An 18952-nucleotide genomic window follows, 5' to 3' on the forward strand; every position below is an offset into this window, starting at 1 on the left:
GCCCCTCTTGCTTGATCGTTCCCACGCTCTGCGTGGGAACGATCAGAACACAAACAAAAAGCCCCGCATCTGCGGGGCTTTTTGTTTGATTACGCGGCGGTTTTCTTCGCGTTGATCTTCTTCAACTCTTCATCACGCAGTTCACGACGCAGGATCTTGCCGACGTTGGTGGTCGGCAGCGCATCGCGGAACTCCACGGCTTTCGGAACCTTGTAGCCGGTGACGTTGGCGCGCATGTGCTCCATCACCTGCTCCTTGGTCAGGGTCACGCCCGGCTTGGCGACGATGAATATCTTGATCGCCTCGCCCGATTTCTCGTCCGGTACACCAATGGCCGCGCATTGCAGCACGCCCGGCAGGGTCGCCAGCACGTCTTCGAGCTCGTTCGGGTACACGTTGAAGCCGGACACCAGGATCATGTCTTTCTTGCGATCGACAATGCGCATGTAGCCATCCGCCTGGATCAGCGCGATGTCGCCGGTTTTCAACCAGCCTTCGCTGTCGAGGATTTCATCAGTGGCTTCCTGGCGCTGCCAGTAGCCCTTCATGACTTGCGGGCCTTTCACGCACAACTCACCGATTTCGCCCAATGGCTGTTCGACACCGGCATCATTGACGATTTTGCACAGGGTCGACGGCACCGGAATGCCGATGGTGCCGATCTGGATGTTCTGGATCGGGTTGACCGTGGCCACAGGGCTGGTTTCGGTCATGCCGTAACCTTCGCAGATGGCGCAACCGGTGACTGCTTTCCAGCGCTCGGCCGCCGCCAGTTGCAGGGCCATGCCGCCGGACAGAGTGACTTTCAGCGCCGAAAAATCCAGCTTGCGGAAGCCTTCGTTGTTGCACAGGGCCACGAACAAGGTGTTGAGGCCGACGAAACCGCTGAACTTCCACTTCGACAGTTCCTTGACCATCGCCGGCAGGTCGCGCGGGTTGCTGATCAGGATGTTGTGGTTGCCGATCAGCATCATCGCCATGCAATGAAAGGTGAAGGCATAGATGTGGTACAGCGGCAGCGGCGTGATCAGGATCTCGCAGCCTTCATTAAGGTTGGAGCCCATCAACGCCTTGCACTGCAGCATGTTCGCCACCAGGTTGCGGTGGGTCAGCATCGCGCCCTTGGCGACGCCAGTGGTGCCGCCGGTGTATTGCAGCACCGCGACATCGCTGCTGGCCGGGCTGGCTTCGGTCACGGGCTGGCCATGGCCCTTGCTCAGCACATCGTTGAACTTGACGGCTTTGGGCAAGTGATAGGCCGGCACCATCTTCTTCACATACTTGATCACGCTGTTGATCAGCAGGCGCTTGAGCGGTGGCAGCAGGTCCGCAACTTCTGTGACGATTACATGCTTGACCCCGGTTTTCGGCACGACGGTTTCAGCCAGGTGCGCCATGTTGGCCAGGCAAACCAGGGCTTTGGCACCGGAGTCGTTGAACTGGTGCTCCATCTCCCGCGCGGTGTACAGCGGGTTGGTGTTGACCACGATCAAGCCGGCTCGGATGGCGCCGAAGACGGCAACCGGGTACTGCAACACGTTAGGCAGTTGCACGGCGATTCGATCGCCCGGCTGTAAATCGGTATGCTGTTGCAGGTAAGCGGCAAAGGCACCGGACAATTCGTACAGCTCACCGTAGGTGATTGTCCTGCCCAGGTTGCTGAATGCCGGTTTGTTGGCGAAGCGTTGGCAGGACTGCTTCAACACTGCCTGAATATTCGGGTACTCGTCTGGATTGATGTTGGCAGCAATTCCAGCTGGGTACTTATCCTTCCAAAAGTCTTCGATCATGGAAGCCCACTCCTCAGCAACGCGAATTCAACACCGCATTTGATGCGATTATTATTGGTGTTTGTCTATAGGTGAGTCTGGCTTTTACTAGGCCGAGAAGTCACAAAGCGCGCCGAGAGTAGCAGCTTTAAAAAGGGTCGACTAGAGCCAAAATCGGCCTCTACGGTCACAATCATGACTCAAGATTGCTAATCGGTCATTTTAGAGCAAAAAACCTATATGTCGCTGAAAGCCCCGTAAATCGGGGTATCAAAGCAAAAGATCGCAGCCTTCGGCAGCTCCTACAGGGATCGCGTTCCATTGTAGGAGCTGCCGAAGGCTGCGATCTTTTGGGATCGCCTCAATTTATTGGCGGTTATGCGATATCCCGCAACTCCCGCCGCAGAATCTTGCCGACCGGCGTCATCGGCAGCGATTCACGCAAGACGATGTGCTTGGGCACTTTGTATGCCGTGAAGTTTTCCTTGCAGTAGGCCTTCAGCTCTTCAAGGCTGACCCCTGCCTCACGAGCCACCACGAACAACTTCACCGCCTCGCCCGAACGCTCGTCCGGCACACCGATCACCGCGCAGTTGGCGACTTTCGGGTGAGCCATGACCACGTCTTCGATTTCGTTCGGGTACACGTTGAAACCCGAGACGATGATCATGTCCTTCTTGCGATCGACGATGCGCACAAAGCCGTCCGGGTCGATCACCGCAATGTCACCCGACTTGAACCAGCCCTCGGCATCCAGCACTTCGTTGGTCGCTTCGGGTTTCTGCCAGTAGCCCTTCATGATCTGCGGGCCCTTGATGCACAACTCGCCCCGCTCGCCCAATGGCTGCTCGACCCCTTCGTCGTTGATCACCTTCAACGTGGTGCCCGGCACGGGCAGGCCGACCGTGCCGATGCGCGACTGGTCGCCGTACGGGTTGGTGCAGGCCACCGGCGAGGTTTCGGTCAGGCCGTAACCTTCGGTGATGCGGCAACCGGTCAACTGCTCCCAGCGCTCGGCCGTGGCCTTGACCAGTGCGGTGCCGCCGGAGTTGGTGAGTTTCAGGCTGGAGAAGTCGAGGGTCTTGAAATCCGGGTGGTCCATCAGCGCGACGAACAGCGTGTTGAGCCCCAGCAATGCCGAGAACCGCCAGTTTTTCAGCTCCTTGATGAAGCCGCCAATGTCCCGCGGATTGGTGATCAGCACGTTGTGGTTGCCGGTCACCATCATGCACATGCAATTGGCCGTGAAGGCATAGATGTGGTACAGCGGCAGCGGTGCAATCATCACCTCCTGGCCTTCGCGCAGCAGCGCCTGGCCGTCGGCCGCGAACTGGCTAAGGCAGGCCCGCGCCTGCTGCATGTTCGCCACCAGGTTACCGTGGGTCAGCATCGCCCCCTTGGCCAGGCCGGTGGTACCGCCGGTGTATTGCAGCACGGCAATATCCTTGAGGCCGGCGTTCAGCGGCTTGATGCTCTTCCCTTTGCCCTGATGCAAGGCGCTTTTGAAGGAAATGGCCTGGGGCAAGGAATAGGCCGGGACCATTTTTTTCACCTTGCTCACCAGCGTATTGACCAACCAGCCCTTGGCGGTGGGCATCAGGTCGCCCACCTTCGCTTCGATCAGGTACTGGATGTCGGTGTCCGGGAGCACTTCCTGGACCTTGGCCCCGAACATGTTCAGGTACACCAGTGCCCGGGCACCGGAGTCCTTGAACTGATGGCGCATCTCCCGCGCGGTGTACAGCGGGTTGGTGTTGACCACGATCAGCCCGGCGCGCAAGGCGCCGAATACGGCGATCGGGTATTGCAGGACGTTGGGCATCTGCACCGCGATGCGATCCCCCGGCATCAGGTCGGTGTGGGCTTGCAGGTAACCGGCGAACGCTGCGCTGTAGCGTTCCAGTTCGGCGTAGGTCAGGGTGACACCCATGTTGCTGAATGCCGGGCGATCCGCGAACTTCTTGCAGGAACGTTCGAACACCTCGATGACCGACTTGTATTCAGCGACATCAATGTCCAGGGGGACGCCGGCCGGGCGTTTGTCATTCCAGAAATCAGGTTGCATTGTTCTTGTCCTCTTTACCTGAACCTATCCGGGGCCGCTGCCCTGTCTTTTCGCAACAACAGAACGCGGAGCTTCACGGACACTAGCAGCTATGGTGAATCAGGCAAATATGGGCCAAGGCGTCATTGATCGTGTGAATCTTCCCGCCGTGGCGTGGGCTGATGCCAGCGGCTTTATGCGCTATACAATGCAACCACCTCGCGCACCCTGCATGGAAAGGAATCGCCATGATCCACGACACGTTCTGGCTGACCACCAGTGACCGCAACCGCCTCTTCGCCAACCAGTGGCTACCTGCTGGCGAGCTCAAGGCCGTGATTTTGCTGGCTCACGGCATGGCAGAACACAGCGGCCGCTACGCGCGCCTGGCGGAAAAATTCTGCGAGCAGGGTTACGGTGTCTACGCGCCGGACCTGCGCGGACATGGCAAAACTGCCGAAAACGGGACGCTCGGCCATTTCGCCGACAGTGACGGCTGGGCCAAAGTGGTGGGTGACCTGGCGTGCCTCAACCAGCACATCGGCCAGCAACACCCCGGGGTGCCTATCGTGCTGCTTGGGCACAGCATGGGCAGCTACATCGCCCAGGCCTATCTGTTGCATCACAGTGCCAGCCTGCACGGGGCCATTCTCAGCGGTTCGAACTTCCAGCCGGTGGCGCTTTATCGTGCAGCCCGGCAAATCGCCCGTGTCGAACGCCTGCGCCAGGGCCCCAAGGGCCGCAGCGCCCTGATCGAATGGCTGTCGTTTGGCTCGTTCAACAAAAAATTCAAACCGGCGCGCACCCGCTTCGACTGGCTCAGCCGTGACCCGGTGGAAGTCGACCTGTACGCCAACGATCCGCTGTGCGGCTTTCGTTGTACCAACCAGCTTTGGATCGACTTGCTCGGCGGGTTGCAGCAAATCAGCAAAGCGTCCAATCTCGCCCAGATCGATCCGGGCCTGCCGCTGCTGGTGATTGGCGGCGAATGTGATCCGGTGAGTGAGGGCAAGCGTCTGAAGGATCTGGCCAACGCGCTGCGCAAGGCTGGCAGCCAGAACTTGCAACTGACCGTTTACCCGCAGGCGCGGCACGAACTGTTCAATGACATCAACCGTGATGAAGTGACGAGCGACGTGTTGGCCTGGATCAACCAGGCGTTGAGCAGTCCACGACCACACCGAACCGAATAGTTTTTTGTGAATTTTTTAATTCGTCACAGGAATCGAGAGACATGACCCAGGTTACCAACACCCCTTACGAAGACCTCGAAGTCGGCCAGACCGCCAGCTTCAGCAAAACCGTTGAAGAGCGCGATATCCAGCTGTTCGCCGCGATGTCCGGCGACCACAACCCGGTGCACCTGGACGCCGAATACGCCGCCAGTACCATGTTCAAGGAGCGAATCGCCCACGGCATGTTCAGCGGTGCACTGATCAGTGCCGCGGTGGCCTGCGAGCTGCCTGGGCCGGGCACTATCTACATCGGCCAGCAGATGAGCTTTCAGAAGCCGGTGAAGATTGGCGACACCCTGACGGTGCGCCTGGAAATCCTCGAGAAACTGCCGAAGTTTCGCGTGCGCATTGCCACTCGCGTGTTCAACCAGCGCGATGAGCTGGTGGTGGACGGCGAGGCGCAGATCCTCGCACCGCGCAAGCAACAGTCGGTGACCTTGACCGAGTTGCCGCCGATCAGCATTGGCTGACGTGTCGTTATGATCGTTCCCACGCTCCGCGTGGGAATGCCTCAACGGACGCTCCGCGTTCGGCTTTTTGGGACGCAGAGCGTCCCGGGCTGCATTCCCCCGCGGAGCGTGGGGAACGATCAGTGTGAACCCTCCTGCACCTGCACGCTCGCCGTCATCCCCGCACTCAAGTTGAGCCCCTCAGGCACGTTCTCCAACTTGATGCGCACCGGTATCCGTTGCGCCAGCCGAACCCAGTTGAATGTCGGCTCCACCTCTGCCAACAACTGGCCATCCGGCGTGGTATTTCGGTCGGCAATCCCCCGACTGATGCTTTCCACCCGCCCCTGCAAGGCATCCCCGGCGCTCATCAACCAGACTTTCACCGGGTCGCCGACATGGATGCGCGGCAGTTTGGTTTCTTCGAAATACGCCTGCACATAAAAGGTCGAGTCATCGATAAGGGCCATCACCGATTGCCCGGCATTCACATAGTTGCCTTGGGCCAGGCGCAGATTGGTGATGTGCCCGTTGCGCGGGGCGTGGACCTGGCTTCGGTCCAGATTGATTTGCGCAGCCTTGGCTTCGGCCTGGGCTTCGCGCAGTTCGCCACGGGCGATGCCGGCGTTGATCTGCGCGTTTTCCCGCAGCTCCGCACTGATCGCCTGCGGCCCAAGACTGGCGCGCCGGCTGGCTTCGCGCTCGCGTAGATTGAGTTGTTGCTGGCGGGTCTGCACCACGGCTTCAGCCTTTTCCAACGCGGCTTCGAAACGGTCGCGGTCAATGCTCAGCAACAGGTCGCCGGCCTTGACCTGCTGGTTGTCGTAGGCCTTGAGCTCGCGCACCCAACCTGACACATCCGGGGAAATCACCACCACGTCGGCACGGATGCGCGCGTCGCGGGTCCAGGGTGTCAGCATGTAGTACTGCCACAAATGAAAGCCGGCAAAAATTGCCACCGCCACCAGGCACAGGGTGACCGCGACACGTACGGAAGTACGCATATTCAACTCCTTACAAGGGTCCGAGGACGACGGTGATCACGGTCAATACGCAGACGTACAAGGCGCAATCAAATAACGCTTCATGCCATATCCAGCGGCTCACCGGCGTCAGGCGCAACAGCAGGCGCAAGGCGCCGGTCACCAGCAGCGCCAACACCACATAAATCAGGAACGGGCTGAGCAGCACGCCGCCCACTGACCACTCACGCAAGCCCATCAATGTCCTCCTGCTGGCGGCACCAGGCGCGCCAGCTGTTTTGCAATTGCAGCACCGCACCCTGGGCCAGTTTCACCGCATCGCCGGGTGGCAAGGCGTACAAGGTTTGCAGCAACGCTGCACTCGGTTCGGCCAATGCCTCGGCGCGACTGCCAGCGGGACCTTGGCGCAGGACATTTTCCAGGTCATCGAGATAACGCCGTTGCGGCTCTGTGACCGGCACCTGCGCCACCGCCAGGCTCAAGCGCAGGTGCAACAATTCATCGCCGATGTCCAGGCCGAGCAAGCCATCGTCCCAACGACTGCGCGCTGGCTCCGGCAGTTCCGGATAGTGCCGCGCCAATTGCAGCAAGCGGTCGGCCATGCGCCCACCGAACCAGCTTTCAGCGCCCGCCAGGTTACGCCGTGTCAGGCGTACCAGATCGTCCAGGGTTGCCGCCAGCAGGCGTCGGCCATGCCAGGCCGGGTTGCGCAGGATCAGCAAGTGAAACGCCAGCACCGCCGCACCGACACCAATCACCATGGCCTGCACGCTGTTGAAGAACGTTGCGACGTCGAACTGCATCTGGTTCAACGGGGCGACCAATACGATGAAATGCAGGCAAAACGAGGTGGCAGTAGCGCCGATCTGCGCCTTGGCCATGCCCAAGGCACCAAAAAACAGCGGTACACCCATGCCCAGGCAAAGCATCGCGAAACTGCTCCATTGCGGCAGTAGAATTTGCCCGACGATAAACGCCGCCGGAATAGCCAGAAAAATGCCGCGCATGAAACTCATGCCGATCTGCGCACCGTTCTCGCGACTGGCAAACAGGCTGCAGACCACACAGGTCAATACCAGTGCACCGGCTGCGGCGGGCCAGGCGGTCGCCAGCCAAAAGCACGACACCACCAGGAAGGCCAGTGCGCTGCGGGCGCCGAAGACCAGGGCCAGAGACAGATCGCGATGTGGTGTCAGGGTTCTCGGTGGGTCGAGTGATTGGCCGCCCTGCTCCACCACTTTCAACGCTGCGTTTGCCGCCATGGCGGTATCTATCAACAAGGTGAAACGGACCAGGCAGTAACTCTGCGCAGAACTGATGCCCGGATCATGGGAAGCATCGAGCAAGCGCGGGCGCAATGCTTGCAGGGTCGCGGTATCGGCGTTGTTCAGCGCCTCCTGAACCTCGTTCATCCAGGGCAACAACAGCTCGGACTCTGGCGGCGCCAACTGCTTCCACTGCCTGCGCACCGAACGGGCAATACGCAGCAGCATCAACAGCTTCTGGCTCAAGCCGCTGATGGCCCGCGCACGTTGCCGACCACGGCTGCCTTCGAACCAGGCATGTTCGCGCTGGGCGTCCACCGCGACGATTCGTCCGAGGATTTCCAGCAGCCCCTTGCGCGCCTGGGCATCACCGGCCAGGGTCGCCTGCGCCGCATTGAAACCGCTTTGCCAGGCAGCCCGGGCCTGATCGGCTAATTGCCGTTCGACCCGCAGCGGCCAGAGCAAGGCACTGCTGGCCGTTGCGCAGATAATCCCCAGGCAGATTTCCGTACAGCGCGCCACCGCCTGATCGAACACCGTCAGCGGATGGTTGATAGCGGGCAAGGCAATGATCGCCACCGTGTAGCCGGCCAACACAAATGAATAGGACCAGGCGCTGCGCAACAGCGTTGAACTGGCGGTACACAGCCCTAGCCACAACGCCAGGGCCAGCAGGAACAACCAGGGCGTCTGGGCGAAGACACCCATGAACACGACTGACATTATTGTCCCGACCAGGGTCCCCAGCAGCCGCGCCAGGCCCTTTTGCAGCACCATACCGGACAACGGCTGGGCCACGATGAAGGCCGTCATCAACGCCCAGGCCGGTTGCTCAAGCCCCAAGCGCAACGCCAGCCACAACGCCACGCCCCCGCCGATCAAGGTCTTGATCGCGAATTGCACGGCGCGGCGGTCGGGCAGGAACAAGGCCTGCAAAGTGATAGGCACGGAATGGACTCTTGGGAGCACGATTTAACGAACGATAGTCGGCCTGAGCCGTGTAACTTGAAAACAAATTATTAGCTAGCTATCTATATCGCGTCCAGCAGTAAATCCATAACACAAAAAAACGCCAGACTGGCTGGCGTTTTTGACAGCTAACGGACGCTTACGAGCGTGCGCGAGCCTGGTTGCGCAGGGCTTTCACCTGATCGTGATTGCGTTGTACGCCATGGTACTGACGCTCTACGAGGTCGCGAATGCCCACCAGGTTGTGCTTGTTGATTTTTTCCATGGCGTCCCTGTAGGCCTTCAGTGCATGGTCTTCACCACGCTCGGCTTCATTGAGCACGGCCTCTTCGTCCTTGCCGGTGAACATCGACTTCACGTCGACCCAGCGACGGTGCAGATCACCGCTGACACTGGTGGAAGTTTCCGGATCGCCACCCATGGAGCGCACGGCGCTTTGCAGTTCTGCAGCCGCCGCGGCACAGTCGGCCGAACGTTGCACGAACAGGGTTTTGAGCTCAGGGTGCTTGATGTCTTCAGCGCAAGTCTTGAACCCTTCCTGACCGTCCTTGCTGGTTTCAATCAGGTCGTTGAGTACAGAAATCGCTTCTTTATTCATGTCGGTCATTTTTCAATTCCTTGCGGGTTGATGAAAGATGCAATAGGTATTGCACTGGTCATGCCAGCCTGGAACCGATCGTTAATTTGTTAATTTTCAATAAGTTAGAATAGAACAGAAAATCTGTACCCGTTTTATTTGCATGATCTGTCATTTGGCCTGCATGCAGAATGCCTGTATTTTCGAGACTGATTGATTCAAGGCGACCGATTGATGAACCCTGAAAAGCTCGAATTGCTGATTACTCGCCAAATGCCCTTTGGCAAATACAAGGGGCGAATCATCGCCGACCTGCCCGGCCCCTACCTCAACTGGTTCGCCCGGGAAGGTTTCCCCCATGGCGAACTGGGTGGCTTGCTGGCCCTGATGCAGGAAATCGATCACAACGGCTTGTCCGAGTTGCTCGAACCCTTGCGCGCCAAACATGGCAAACCCGCGCCCCGTCATTGAAATCGCCCACTCATCGAGTAATCCATGCCCGACAACACCCTCCGTGCCCGTGATGAAGCTTTCTGGCGAACCTTTGCCGACCGCTACGAAGTCCAACCTGGCCCGATCAATCTGGAAAACGGTTACTTCGGGCGAATGTCGCGCACGGTGGTCGAGGAATACCAACGCAACATCGAGCTGATCAACCGCAGCAACTCGGTTTATGTGCGCCAGCGTTTCGAACAAGGCGAGAGCCAGAAGATCAGTTCGCAGGTGGCCGGTTTGATTGGCGTTGCCGCAGAAAGCGTCGCCCTCACCCGCAATGCGACGGAAGGGCTGCAAGCGTTGATCCGCAACTACAACCGCTTGCAGCCGGGCGACCAGGTTCTTTTCAGCGACCTCGAGTACGACACGGTCAAGGGCGCCATGCGCTGGCTGGCGCGCAATCGAGGCGTCGAAGTGATCGAGATCGAGCACCCGCATCCCGCCAGTTTCGACAGCCTGCTGAACACCTATCGCGAAGCCTTCACGCGTTACCCGCGACTCAAGCTGATGGCCCTGACCCACGTCACCCACCGCACCGGCCTGGTGATGCCCGTCCAGGCGATTGCAGCCGCCGCCAGGGAACATGGCATCGACGTGATTCTCGACGGCGCCCACGCGTTGGGCCAGTTCGAATTCGATCTCAATGAGCTGGGTATCGACTTCGCCGCCTACAACCTGCACAAGTGGATCGGAGCGCCTCTGACCCTGGGTTTCATCTTCATCGCCCCCGAGCGCCTGGCCGACATCGACCCCGACATGGGCGAGATGCACTTCCCGGTGACCGACATCCGCGCCCGCACGCCCTACAGCACACCGAACATTCCTGCCTTGCTGACCCTGCCGCTGGTCATCGAGGAACATCATGCGATGGGCGGTTCGACAGCCAAGGGGACGCGGCTGAACTATTTGCGCAACCTTTGGGTAAAGCCAGCACGCGAACTGTCGGGCATTGAAGTCATGACGCCGGATGACCCGAGGCTGTATTGCGGCATTACGTCGATGCGCTTTGTCGCGCATGCCGACCAACAGCCGATGGTCGAACGCTTGCTGCGCGACTACAACCTGTTCACCGTGGTTCGCAGCGGTGCGGCCTGTGGTCCGTGTATCCGCATCACGCCGGGACTGACCACCACCGCGGCTGACATGATGCTGTTGACCACGGCACTCACCGAACTGCGCTGACGCCTGCTTCCTGTGTTGTAGGAGCGAGCATGCTCGCGATGGACTCGAGAACGCCATGGGGTGTCAGGCTCCCCGCGTTATCGTTGACGACCATCGCGAGCATGCTCGCTCCTACACACAGGCAAAAAAAAACGGTGCACCGACCAAGCGCACCGTAAAGCCGTAAAACACACAACTACGTGTCAGGTAAAGCTGATCAGTCCAGCAGCGCCAAGGCCTCGGCGGTGCATTCCTGAATGCGGGCCCAGTCGCCGTTCTTGATCCACTCCGGATCGAGCATCCAGCTGCCGCCCACGCACATGACGTTTTTCAGTGCCATGTAGCTCTTGATATTGGCAGGCCCCACGCCGCCGGTCGGGCAGAATTTCACTTCGCCGAACGGACCGCCCAGCGCCTTGATGGCGGCGACGCCACCACTGACTTCTGCCGGGAACAGTTTGAAGCGGCGATAGCCCAGGCCGTAGCCCTCCATGATGCCCGAGGCGTTGCTGATGCCCGGCAACAGCGGAATCGGGCTGGCAACGCTGGCTTCCAGCAAGTCACGGGTGATGCCTGGCGTGACAATGAATTGCGAACCGGCTGCTTCCGCCGCAGCCAGCATGTGACGATCGAGTACGGTGCCGGCACCGGTTACCAGTTCCGGACGCTGCTCACGCAGGACCTGGATGGCCTTGAGGCCGAACTGCGAACGCAAGGTCACTTCCAGGGCGGTCAGGCCACCGGCTGCGAGGGCGTCGGCCAACGGCAGGATGTCCTGCTCGCGGGCAATGGTAATCACCGGCAGGATCCGCGCCTTGGCGCAGAGGCTGTCGATCAGGGCAACTTTATCCGCCATGGAAACGGTCGGGGATGGGTTTGTCATAGCGGCTGTTCCTTGGCTCATGGGCACCAGTAAATCTCTAACGTGGGTTGCAGAAAGGCGCGCACCGGCATTTCGGCGACATCGTCACCGGCCAGCGCGAAACTCAGGGTGGTCAACTTGGACTGACCGGAAATCGACAGAATCTTGTGTTTGGCCGAGGCCAACAGCGCACGGCTCATGGTCAGGCGTTGATGCGGTACGGTCGGTGCGAGCATCGGCCAGCATCGACGAATGCCATCCGCCTTCAAGGCTTCGTCCAGGTTCGGGCTGTTGGGGAACAGCGAGGCAGTGTGGCCGTCATCGCCCATGCCCAGCACCAGCACGTCGATCACCGGCAGTTCGGACAGCAAACGATCGGCCTGCTCGGCGGCCTGCTCCAGGTTGGCGCTGGCGCTGTACAGGCTCAGGAACTGCGCCTTGGCTGCGGGCCCCTGCAACAGGTATTTTTTCAGCAGGCCGGCATTGCTGTCGGCATGCTCGACCGGCACCCAACGCTCGTCGGCAAGGCTGACCACCACGTTCGACCAGTCCAGCGCCTGCTTGGCCAGGTGCTGGAAGAACGCCACCGGGCTGCGGCCACCGGAGACCACCAGGGTCGCCGTGCCTTGGGCCTCTATGGCATCGCTCAGTTGCTTGGCCACGTTCAGCGCCAGGCTTTCAGCCAATAGCACCGGGCTCTTGAACGCATGTGCGTGGACGCCCTTGGGCAGTTTCAAATCAGATATCGCCATACCACGACCTCCCGTCCCGCGTGATCAGAGCAATGGAACTCATCGGTCCCCAGGACCCGGCCGCGTACGGCTTGGGCGCATCACCGGATTTTTTCCACCCGGCGATCAACTGGTCACACCACTTCCACGCGGCTTCGATTTCATCTTTACGGACAAACAGGTTCTGATTGCCACGCATTACTTCCAGCAACAACCGCTCGTAGGCATCGGGGATCCGTGCGCTGCGCCAGGTGTCGGAAAAATTCAGCTGCAACGGACCGCTACGCAGCTGCATGCCCTTGTCCAGGCCTTGTTCCTTGGTCATCACACGCAAGGAAATGCCTTCGTCCGGTTGCAGGCGGATAATCAGCTTGTTGCTGATCTGCAGGCGCTGCTCGGGAGCGAAAATGTAGTGCGACGGTTCCTTGAAGTGGATGACGATCTGCGACAGCTTCTGCGGCATGCGCTTGCCAGTGCGCAGGTAAAACGGCACGCCGGCCCAGCGCCAGTTGCGAATATCGGCACGCAGGGCGACGAAGGTCTCGGTGTCGCTCTGGGTGTTGGAATTGGGTTCTTCCAGGTAGCCAGGCACCGGTTTGCCTTCGCTGTACCCGGCGATGTACTGGCCACGCACTACCTGGGTGGTCAGGCCTTCCGGGCTGATTGGCGCCAGCGCCTTGAGCACTTTGACTTTCTCGTCACGGATGCTGTCGGCGGACAGGTCGGCCGGCGGGTCCATGGCGATCAGGCAGAGCAGTTGCAGCAGGTGGTTCTGGATCATGTCGCGCAGCTGGCCGGCCTTGTCGAAGTAGCCCCAGCGGCCTTCGATGCCGACCTTCTCGGCCACGGTGATTTCCACGTGGGAGATGTAGTTCTGGTTCCACTGGGTCTCGAACAGGCTGTTGGCGAAACGCAGGGCGATCAGGTTCTGTACGGTTTCCTTGCCCAGGTAGTGGTCGATGCGATAAGTGCGGTTCTCCGGGAAGAACTGCGCCACGGCGTCATTGACCTTGCGCGAGGATTCCAGGTCCGAACCGATGGGCTTTTCCAGTACCACGCGGGTATTTTCAGCCAGGCCAACCTTGGCCAGGTTCTCGCAGATCGCGCCGTAGACCGCCGCTGGCGTGGCGAAATAGGCGATGACCCGTTGCGCACTGCCGGCCACTTCAGCCAGGGCGATGTAATCTTCAGGCTTGAGGAAGTCGACGTGCAGGTAGCTCAGGCGCGCAAGGAAACGCTCGACCACGGCTTCGTCCAGCTCCTTGGCACCGACGTAGCGGCGCAGCTCGGAGGTAATGAACGCCAGGTGCTCCTGCGCGCTACCCGGCTCGCGGGCCAGCGCGATAATGCGCGTGTCCTCGTGCAGGAGGCCTGCGCCATCGAGTTGATAAAGGGCAGGAAACAGCTTGCGCAAGGCCAGATCGCCCAAAGCGCCGAACAAGGCAAAGGTGCACGGTTCAACCGTAATCGAAGGCATGATGTTTGTTCTTTTATCAAGTTAAGCTACAAATACCTTTTTTCAAGGCATCACTCAAGGGAAAATGTAGTAATAACCACAACATTTTCGCAAAATACAGATTCCGAGTGGTGGTCGGTCGGAGCCATCAGTAGGATAGGCCACCGTTACGGGCCTCACCAAAGGCCCTTTTTGCATTAGCCGCGCGCTTATTGGCGCAGGTGAATCAAGGAAACTCATATGGACCGCGTGCGAAATTTACTGGAGCAGATCCAGAATCGCCTTGAAGAGCTGAACAAGGCCGAACGCAAAGTGGCCGAGGTGATCCTGCTCAATCCACAGCAGGCCACCCGATTCAGCATCGCCGCCCTCGCCCAGGCCGCCTCGGTCAGTGAACCGACGGTCAACCGATTCTGCCGTTCGTTCGGCGTCAGCGGTTACCCCGAGCTGAAGTTGCAGCTGGCCCAGAGCCTGGCGAGTGGCGCGGCCTACGTCAGCCGTGCGGTGGAGGCCGACGACAACCCCGAAGCCTATACGCAAAAGATCTTCGGTAGCGCCATCGCGTCCCTGGACAGTGCTTGCCAGGCACTGGACCCGAACCTGATCAGCCGCGCCGTCGACCTGTTGATCCAGGCCCGACAGATTCACTTCTTCGGCCTGGGCGCTTCAGCCCCTGTGGCACTGGATGCACAGCACAAGTTCTTCCGTTTCAACCTGGCTGTGACCGCCCATGCCGACGTGCTGATGCAGCGCATGATTGCTTCGGTTGCGCACACCGGCGAGTTGTTCGTGATCATTTCCTATACCGGCCGCACCCGCGAACTGGTGGAAGTGGCGCGCATCGCCCGGGAGAACGGCGCTTCGGTACTTGGCCTGACCGCCGAGAACTCGCCCCTGGCCAAGGCCAGTACCTTGAGCCTGAATATCCCGCTGCCGGAAGACACCGACATCTACATGCCGATGACTTCGCGGATCATTCAGTTGACGGTGCTCGATGTGCTCGCCACCGGCATGACCTTGCGCCGCGGGGTGGATTTCCAGCCGCATTTGCGCAAGATCAAGGAGAGCTTGAATGCCAGCCGGTATCCGGTGGGTGACGAGTTCAGCTGACGACAGCTTCATTGCCTGGCCCGGCCTCTTCGCGAGCAGGCTCGCTCCCACAGTGGACCTTTGTTCAACACAAATACTGTGTTCACTGAAGATCTACTGTGGGAGCGAGCCTGCTCGCGAAGGGGCCAGCCGCAACACCGCAAAATCATGCCCCAACCCGCGCCTGCAAACTCAAATACGCCCGATCCCCAGGCTTCAGGCACAGGCTGTCGGTGCCGCCGCTCGCCGCCTCTACGCAAACGAATTCAGATATCTCATTCCAACTCACCCCCAGCAACGGCCGCGAGCCCGGATGCCAGACCACCGTGTCGGCACTGGCGCCCGTATCGATACATAACGCCCGCTGCCAGGCATGGTCGTTGAGCTGCAGTTCACCGTTATGCTGGAACACCCGCTGACAACCTCCATCGACGCGCAACTCGCCTTCCTGCTGGCAAACCTGGCGGTTCAACTGGTCATAACCCTGCACACCTTCCAGCCCAGACAGCGCTATCTCACTGACATCGCCAATACGCCAGTAAGCGTGCAAAGCCTGACTCAATTGGCACGGCATGTCGTCCTGATGCTCAGTGCTCAGACGTAAATCCATGCGCTCACCGAGGTGCGCGTGCAGGTCCACCTGCCAGTCGCACAGCTCAAGCTGCCAATGCAGGCGCACGCCATCGTCATCGCTACTGCTGTCGATCAGTTTCCAGTCAAGCAACCGCGCCCAACCATGGGATGGCCAGGCGTTTTCGCTTGGATGTCGGCCATACCATGGCCAGCACACCGGCACGCCACCGCGAATGGCCCCGACCTGCGGCCACTTCGCCGCGCACCACAGCCAGGGCTTCTGGCCCTTGGGCTGAAAGTGCAGCAACTGCGCACCCTGACGACTGAACACCGCCTGACACAGCGGATGATCGATCACCAACACGTCGCGCTTCTGATAGCGCTCCCATGCGAACACCGGCCGTTCACGCAGGGATTTGAAGAAGCGTTGTAGCGGATGCTCAAGCATGTGCCACGGTCCTGAAAATCATCTGTTACCGGGGTGCGCGACCCGCAAAAAAAAGCGGACAGCCATAGCCGTCCGCAAAATGCGCACATGGAGAAGAGCTTATCGCAGTCGCGTTAGAACACCGACTGAATTTTCAGGCCGGCGACCAAAGCGTTATCAACTTCATCGACGCCACCTGGGTGAGTGATGTATTGCAGGTTCGGACGCACGGTCAGCCAGTTGGTCACGTGGAAGCCGTAGTTGAGCTCGTAGTTGTATTCGGTGTCACGCAGCGGCGAGAACAGTGGATCGTTGTAGTCGCTGACGCCATTGGAGGCGTTGACCAGTTCAGCGTTCTTCTTCACGTCATCGTTGACATGGATACGGGCGAAACCGATGCCCAGGTCATCTTTGGGACGCGCATCGAACGGCCCCTTGTACACAAACATCAGCGACTGGTAGTTGTCGACGATGTTGGTGTCCTTGTCGTGGAAAGTGGCGTTGGCGGCAATGTTCAGACCGCGGGTCGAGTCACCGTTATGGCTGGTGAGTTGCTGTTGTGCAACGAACCAGTAGCCGTGCTTGCTGCTGTGGCTGCGATAGGCGTTGCCGCTGGTTGCCGCGTTATTGCCGTTGTCGTCTTCAAGAACGTCATCGGCGCTGGCCGTGCTCTTGTAGTAACCGACACGGTATTCGCCCGGCAGGTTGCCAGGGTTAGGCAACCACACCAGCTCGACCGGCAGGACGGTGCCCTCGGTCCCACTGCCGCTGAGCTTGAAGCCATTGCCGTGTTCCAGTTGCGACGGGTTCTGGTTGTAGGCGCCGATCTGCGCATAGAACTCAGGCGAGATGTTCCACTTCAGGCGGATAGCGGCCTGGCTGACCGGCCAGTTGTACCAGATGTTGGTGGCCCAGTTACCCACCTGGGAGCCGCAGAACGCCAGGTTCTGGAATTCGCACGGGAAGGAGTTGAAGTCTTCACCCTCACCGAAGTAACCGGCCTTGATGTCGAGTTTATTGTCGAGGAACTGGTGCTTGATCCACAGTTGGGTCAGCCGGACCATATGCCCACGACCGTAGACTTCCTGCGAGGAACTCAAGGTGCCGGCACGCGGGTCGCCGATACGGTCATTGGAGATGTTTTCACCGTTACGGTTGGTGAGCTGGATCTTGGCCTGGGTGTTATCCCAGCCGAACAGTTTCTCCAGGTCCAGCGCCGCGCCCAGGCCAAACTGGTCACTGTAGCGTGCAGTCTTGTCATCGTTGAACCCGCCGTGGAGGTTGCCGCCCACTTCACCGACGTAGTCCATCTTGATGTCGATGCCCTGCTCGATCAGCCTGGTCCGCTCGCCCCCCCAATCGCCGGTCATCCATTCGGAATCGGCGCTGAACGCTTCAGCCGCGTGAACGCTGCCGGCCAGCATCATGGCTGCAACGGCCGATAACTGGCAGATAAGCTGAGCGCTGTTGTTCTTCTTCATCCCTACTTCCTCGTCTTATTGTTATTAACTTTTTTGTTTAACGCGGTTTACATCGGGTGCGGTGCGCGACAGGCCGCGCACCGCGGATTCCCCAAGTGAGCGATGCCCCTAGTGGGAGCGAGCCTGCTCGCGAATTCGGTCTGGCATTCAACACAGATGTCGTCTGACACACTGCTTTCGCAAGCAGGCTCGCTCCCACATCGATCACCCACAGTTTTTTGATCTTCAGCGGCCTTTGAATTGGGTGACGTTGGCCGTGTGTGATTCGGTTTTCGGCAAGCCAGCCGTCCCCAGGCGCTCGCCGGTCTTGGCATCGAACAGCAGCACTTTGGCCGGATCGAATTGCAGGGTCAGGGTCTCGCCCACGGCCGGTGCGACGTCAGGCGCCAGGCGACAGCAGACCTTGGTGTCGTTGAGATTGACGAACACCAGGGTGTCGGGACCGGTCGGTTCGGTGACCTGGACTTCAGCGCGAATGGTCGGCAAACCGTTGGCTTCGCCATTAGCCAGGATGATCTGCTCCGGGCGCATGCCGAGGATGACTTCGCGGTCTTCGAGACCGGCGTCCTGCATGCCCAGCGGTAACTCGCATCGGGCCTGGCCGCTGTCGAGCAACGCCAGCAGACGCCCGTCCTTGCGTTGCAGGCGCAGGGGAATAAAGTTCATCGGCGGCGAGCCGATGAAGCTCGCCACGAACAGGTTGGCCGGGTTGTTATAGATGTCCTTCGGCGTGCCGAACTGCTGGATGATCCCGTCCTTCATCACCGCCACTTTGTCGCCCAGGGTCATGGCTTCGATCTGGTCGTGGGTCACGTACACCGTGGTGGTTTTCAGGCGCTGGTGCATCAGTTTCATTTCGGTGCGCATCTCGACCCGCAGCTTGGCGTCGAGGTTGGACAGCGGCTCGTCGAACAGATAAATCTTCGGCCGCCGCGCCAGGGCGCGCCCCATTGCCACGCGTTGTTGCTGGCCACCGGAGAGTTGGCCGGGCTTGCGGCTGAGCAGGTGCTCGATCTGCAACAGCTTGGAAACCCGGGCGACTTCTTCGTCGATGTCGGCGGTCGGCATTTTGCGAATCTTCAGGCCGAAGGCGATGTTGTCGCGCACGCTCATGGTCGGGTACAGCGCGTAAGACTGGAACACCATGGCGATGTCACGATCTTTCGGGCTCATGCCACTGATGTCGGCGTCGTCCACCAGGATCGCGCCGCCGCTGATGGTTTCCAGCCCGGCGATGCAGTTCATCAAGGTGGATTTCCCGCAGCCGGACGGGCCGACCAGGATCAAAAATTCCCCGTCATCGATTTTCAGTTCGATGTTCTTCAGGGTGTCCGGCAAACCGGCGCCGTAGGTCTTGTTGACGTTGCGTAATTCGAGAGTTGCCAT

Annotated in this window: 17 protein-coding genes; 5 read left to right on the top strand and 12 right to left on the bottom strand. The window is 59.8% G+C overall.

Annotation, left to right across the window (positions count from 1 at the left end):
* Positions 1-89: 89 nt before the first annotated feature.
* Both fadD1 and fadD2 read right to left on the bottom strand, forming a co-directional pair.
* Entirely contained in the window at positions 90-1790 is a 1701-nt protein-coding gene (gene fadD1 / locus AC1Q8Q_RS00690) for a long-chain-fatty-acid--CoA ligase FadD1 (RefSeq protein WP_020798092.1), read from the bottom strand.
* 355 nt (positions 1791-2145) lie between these two features.
* Positions 2146-3834 carry a long-chain-fatty-acid--CoA ligase FadD2 gene (gene fadD2, locus AC1Q8Q_RS00695; protein WP_492614737.1) on the bottom strand — a complete coding sequence of 563 codons (1689 nt, stop codon included), beginning with the start codon at positions 3832-3834 and terminating at the stop codon, positions 2146-2148.
* Between the two features lie 227 nt (positions 3835-4061).
* Here fadD2 and AC1Q8Q_RS00700 point away from each other — a divergent pair, with 227 nt between their 5' ends.
* A complete protein-coding gene (locus tag AC1Q8Q_RS00700; RefSeq protein WP_020797024.1) occupies positions 4062-5006 on the top strand; it encodes an alpha/beta hydrolase in 945 nt (314 codons plus the stop codon).
* 41 nt (positions 5007-5047) lie between these two features.
* Positions 5048-5518 (top strand): MaoC family dehydratase, encoded by a 471-nt coding sequence (locus AC1Q8Q_RS00705; protein ID WP_008056792.1) that lies wholly within the window; start codon positions 5048-5050, stop codon positions 5516-5518.
* A gap of 119 nt (positions 5519-5637) precedes the next feature.
* On the opposite strand, the gene AC1Q8Q_RS00710 is transcribed toward AC1Q8Q_RS00705, so the two are convergent.
* The 4 genes from AC1Q8Q_RS00710 to AC1Q8Q_RS00725 all read right to left on the bottom strand — a co-directional run bounded on the left by AC1Q8Q_RS00710 (position 5638) and on the right by AC1Q8Q_RS00725 (position 9321).
* On the bottom strand, positions 5638-6501 hold the full coding sequence (locus AC1Q8Q_RS00710) for an efflux RND transporter periplasmic adaptor subunit (RefSeq protein WP_168757346.1): 864 nt from the start codon (positions 6499-6501) through the stop codon (positions 5638-5640).
* Positions 6502-6511: 10 nt separating this feature from the next.
* Entirely contained in the window at positions 6512-6718 is a 207-nt protein-coding gene (locus AC1Q8Q_RS00715) for a DUF1656 domain-containing protein (RefSeq protein ID WP_020797026.1), read from the bottom strand.
* Complete coding sequence (locus AC1Q8Q_RS00720; protein ID WP_168757345.1) at positions 6705-8693, bottom strand: FUSC family protein; 1989 nt, start codon at positions 8691-8693, stop codon at positions 6705-6707. The genes AC1Q8Q_RS00715 and AC1Q8Q_RS00720 overlap by 14 nt, the downstream gene beginning before the upstream one ends.
* A gap of 160 nt (positions 8694-8853) precedes the next feature.
* Positions 8854-9321, bottom strand: a complete 468-nt coding sequence (locus AC1Q8Q_RS00725; protein ID WP_020797028.1) for a ferritin-like domain-containing protein — start codon at positions 9319-9321, stop codon at positions 8854-8856.
* Between the two features lie 204 nt (positions 9322-9525).
* On the opposite strand from AC1Q8Q_RS00725, the gene AC1Q8Q_RS00730 reads away from it, so the two are divergent.
* Complete coding sequence (locus AC1Q8Q_RS00730) at positions 9526-9762, top strand: DUF3820 family protein (protein ID WP_008056784.1); 237 nt, start codon at positions 9526-9528, stop codon at positions 9760-9762.
* Positions 9763-9786: 24 nt separating this feature from the next.
* Positions 9787-10968: an aminotransferase class V-fold PLP-dependent enzyme gene (locus tag AC1Q8Q_RS00735; protein ID WP_492614738.1), complete on the top strand. Its 1182-nt coding sequence runs from the start codon at positions 9787-9789 to the stop codon at positions 10966-10968.
* Positions 10969-11164: 196 nt separating this feature from the next.
* On the opposite strand, the gene AC1Q8Q_RS00740 is transcribed toward AC1Q8Q_RS00735, so the two are convergent.
* From AC1Q8Q_RS00740 to zwf, 3 genes are read right to left on the bottom strand one after another with little or no spacing between them, the layout of a single operon-like run.
* Positions 11165-11830: a bifunctional 4-hydroxy-2-oxoglutarate aldolase/2-dehydro-3-deoxy-phosphogluconate aldolase gene (locus tag AC1Q8Q_RS00740; RefSeq protein ID WP_020797030.1), complete on the bottom strand. Its 666-nt coding sequence runs from the start codon at positions 11828-11830 to the stop codon at positions 11165-11167.
* A 17-nt stretch (positions 11831-11847) separates the two neighbouring features.
* Positions 11848-12561: a 6-phosphogluconolactonase gene (pgl, locus tag AC1Q8Q_RS00745; protein ID WP_020797031.1), complete on the bottom strand. Its 714-nt coding sequence runs from the start codon at positions 12559-12561 to the stop codon at positions 11848-11850.
* On the bottom strand, positions 12548-14017 hold the full coding sequence (gene zwf / locus AC1Q8Q_RS00750; protein ID WP_020797032.1) for a glucose-6-phosphate dehydrogenase: 1470 nt from the start codon (positions 14015-14017) through the stop codon (positions 12548-12550). The genes pgl and zwf overlap by 14 nt, the downstream gene beginning before the upstream one ends.
* 228 nt (positions 14018-14245) lie before the next feature.
* Here zwf and AC1Q8Q_RS00755 point away from each other — a divergent pair, with 228 nt between their 5' ends.
* On the top strand, positions 14246-15106 hold the full coding sequence (locus AC1Q8Q_RS00755; protein WP_173667176.1) for a MurR/RpiR family transcriptional regulator: 861 nt from the start codon (positions 14246-14248) through the stop codon (positions 15104-15106).
* Positions 15107-15251: 145 nt separating this feature from the next.
* On the opposite strand, the gene AC1Q8Q_RS00760 is transcribed toward AC1Q8Q_RS00755, so the two are convergent.
* The 3 genes from AC1Q8Q_RS00760 to AC1Q8Q_RS00770 form a co-directional block, all read right to left on the bottom strand.
* Positions 15252-16106, bottom strand: a complete 855-nt coding sequence (locus AC1Q8Q_RS00760; RefSeq protein ID WP_492614739.1) for a D-hexose-6-phosphate mutarotase — start codon at positions 16104-16106, stop codon at positions 15252-15254.
* A gap of 113 nt (positions 16107-16219) precedes the next feature.
* Positions 16220-17566 carry a carbohydrate porin gene (locus AC1Q8Q_RS00765; RefSeq protein ID WP_020797035.1) on the bottom strand — a complete coding sequence of 449 codons (1347 nt, stop codon included), beginning with the start codon at positions 17564-17566 and terminating at the stop codon, positions 16220-16222.
* A 225-nt stretch (positions 17567-17791) separates the two neighbouring features.
* Entirely contained in the window at positions 17792-18952 is a 1161-nt protein-coding gene (locus AC1Q8Q_RS00770; RefSeq protein WP_492614740.1) for an ABC transporter ATP-binding protein, read from the bottom strand.

This window comes from Pseudomonas sp. GW823-FHT06B06 (assembly GCF_058795195.1).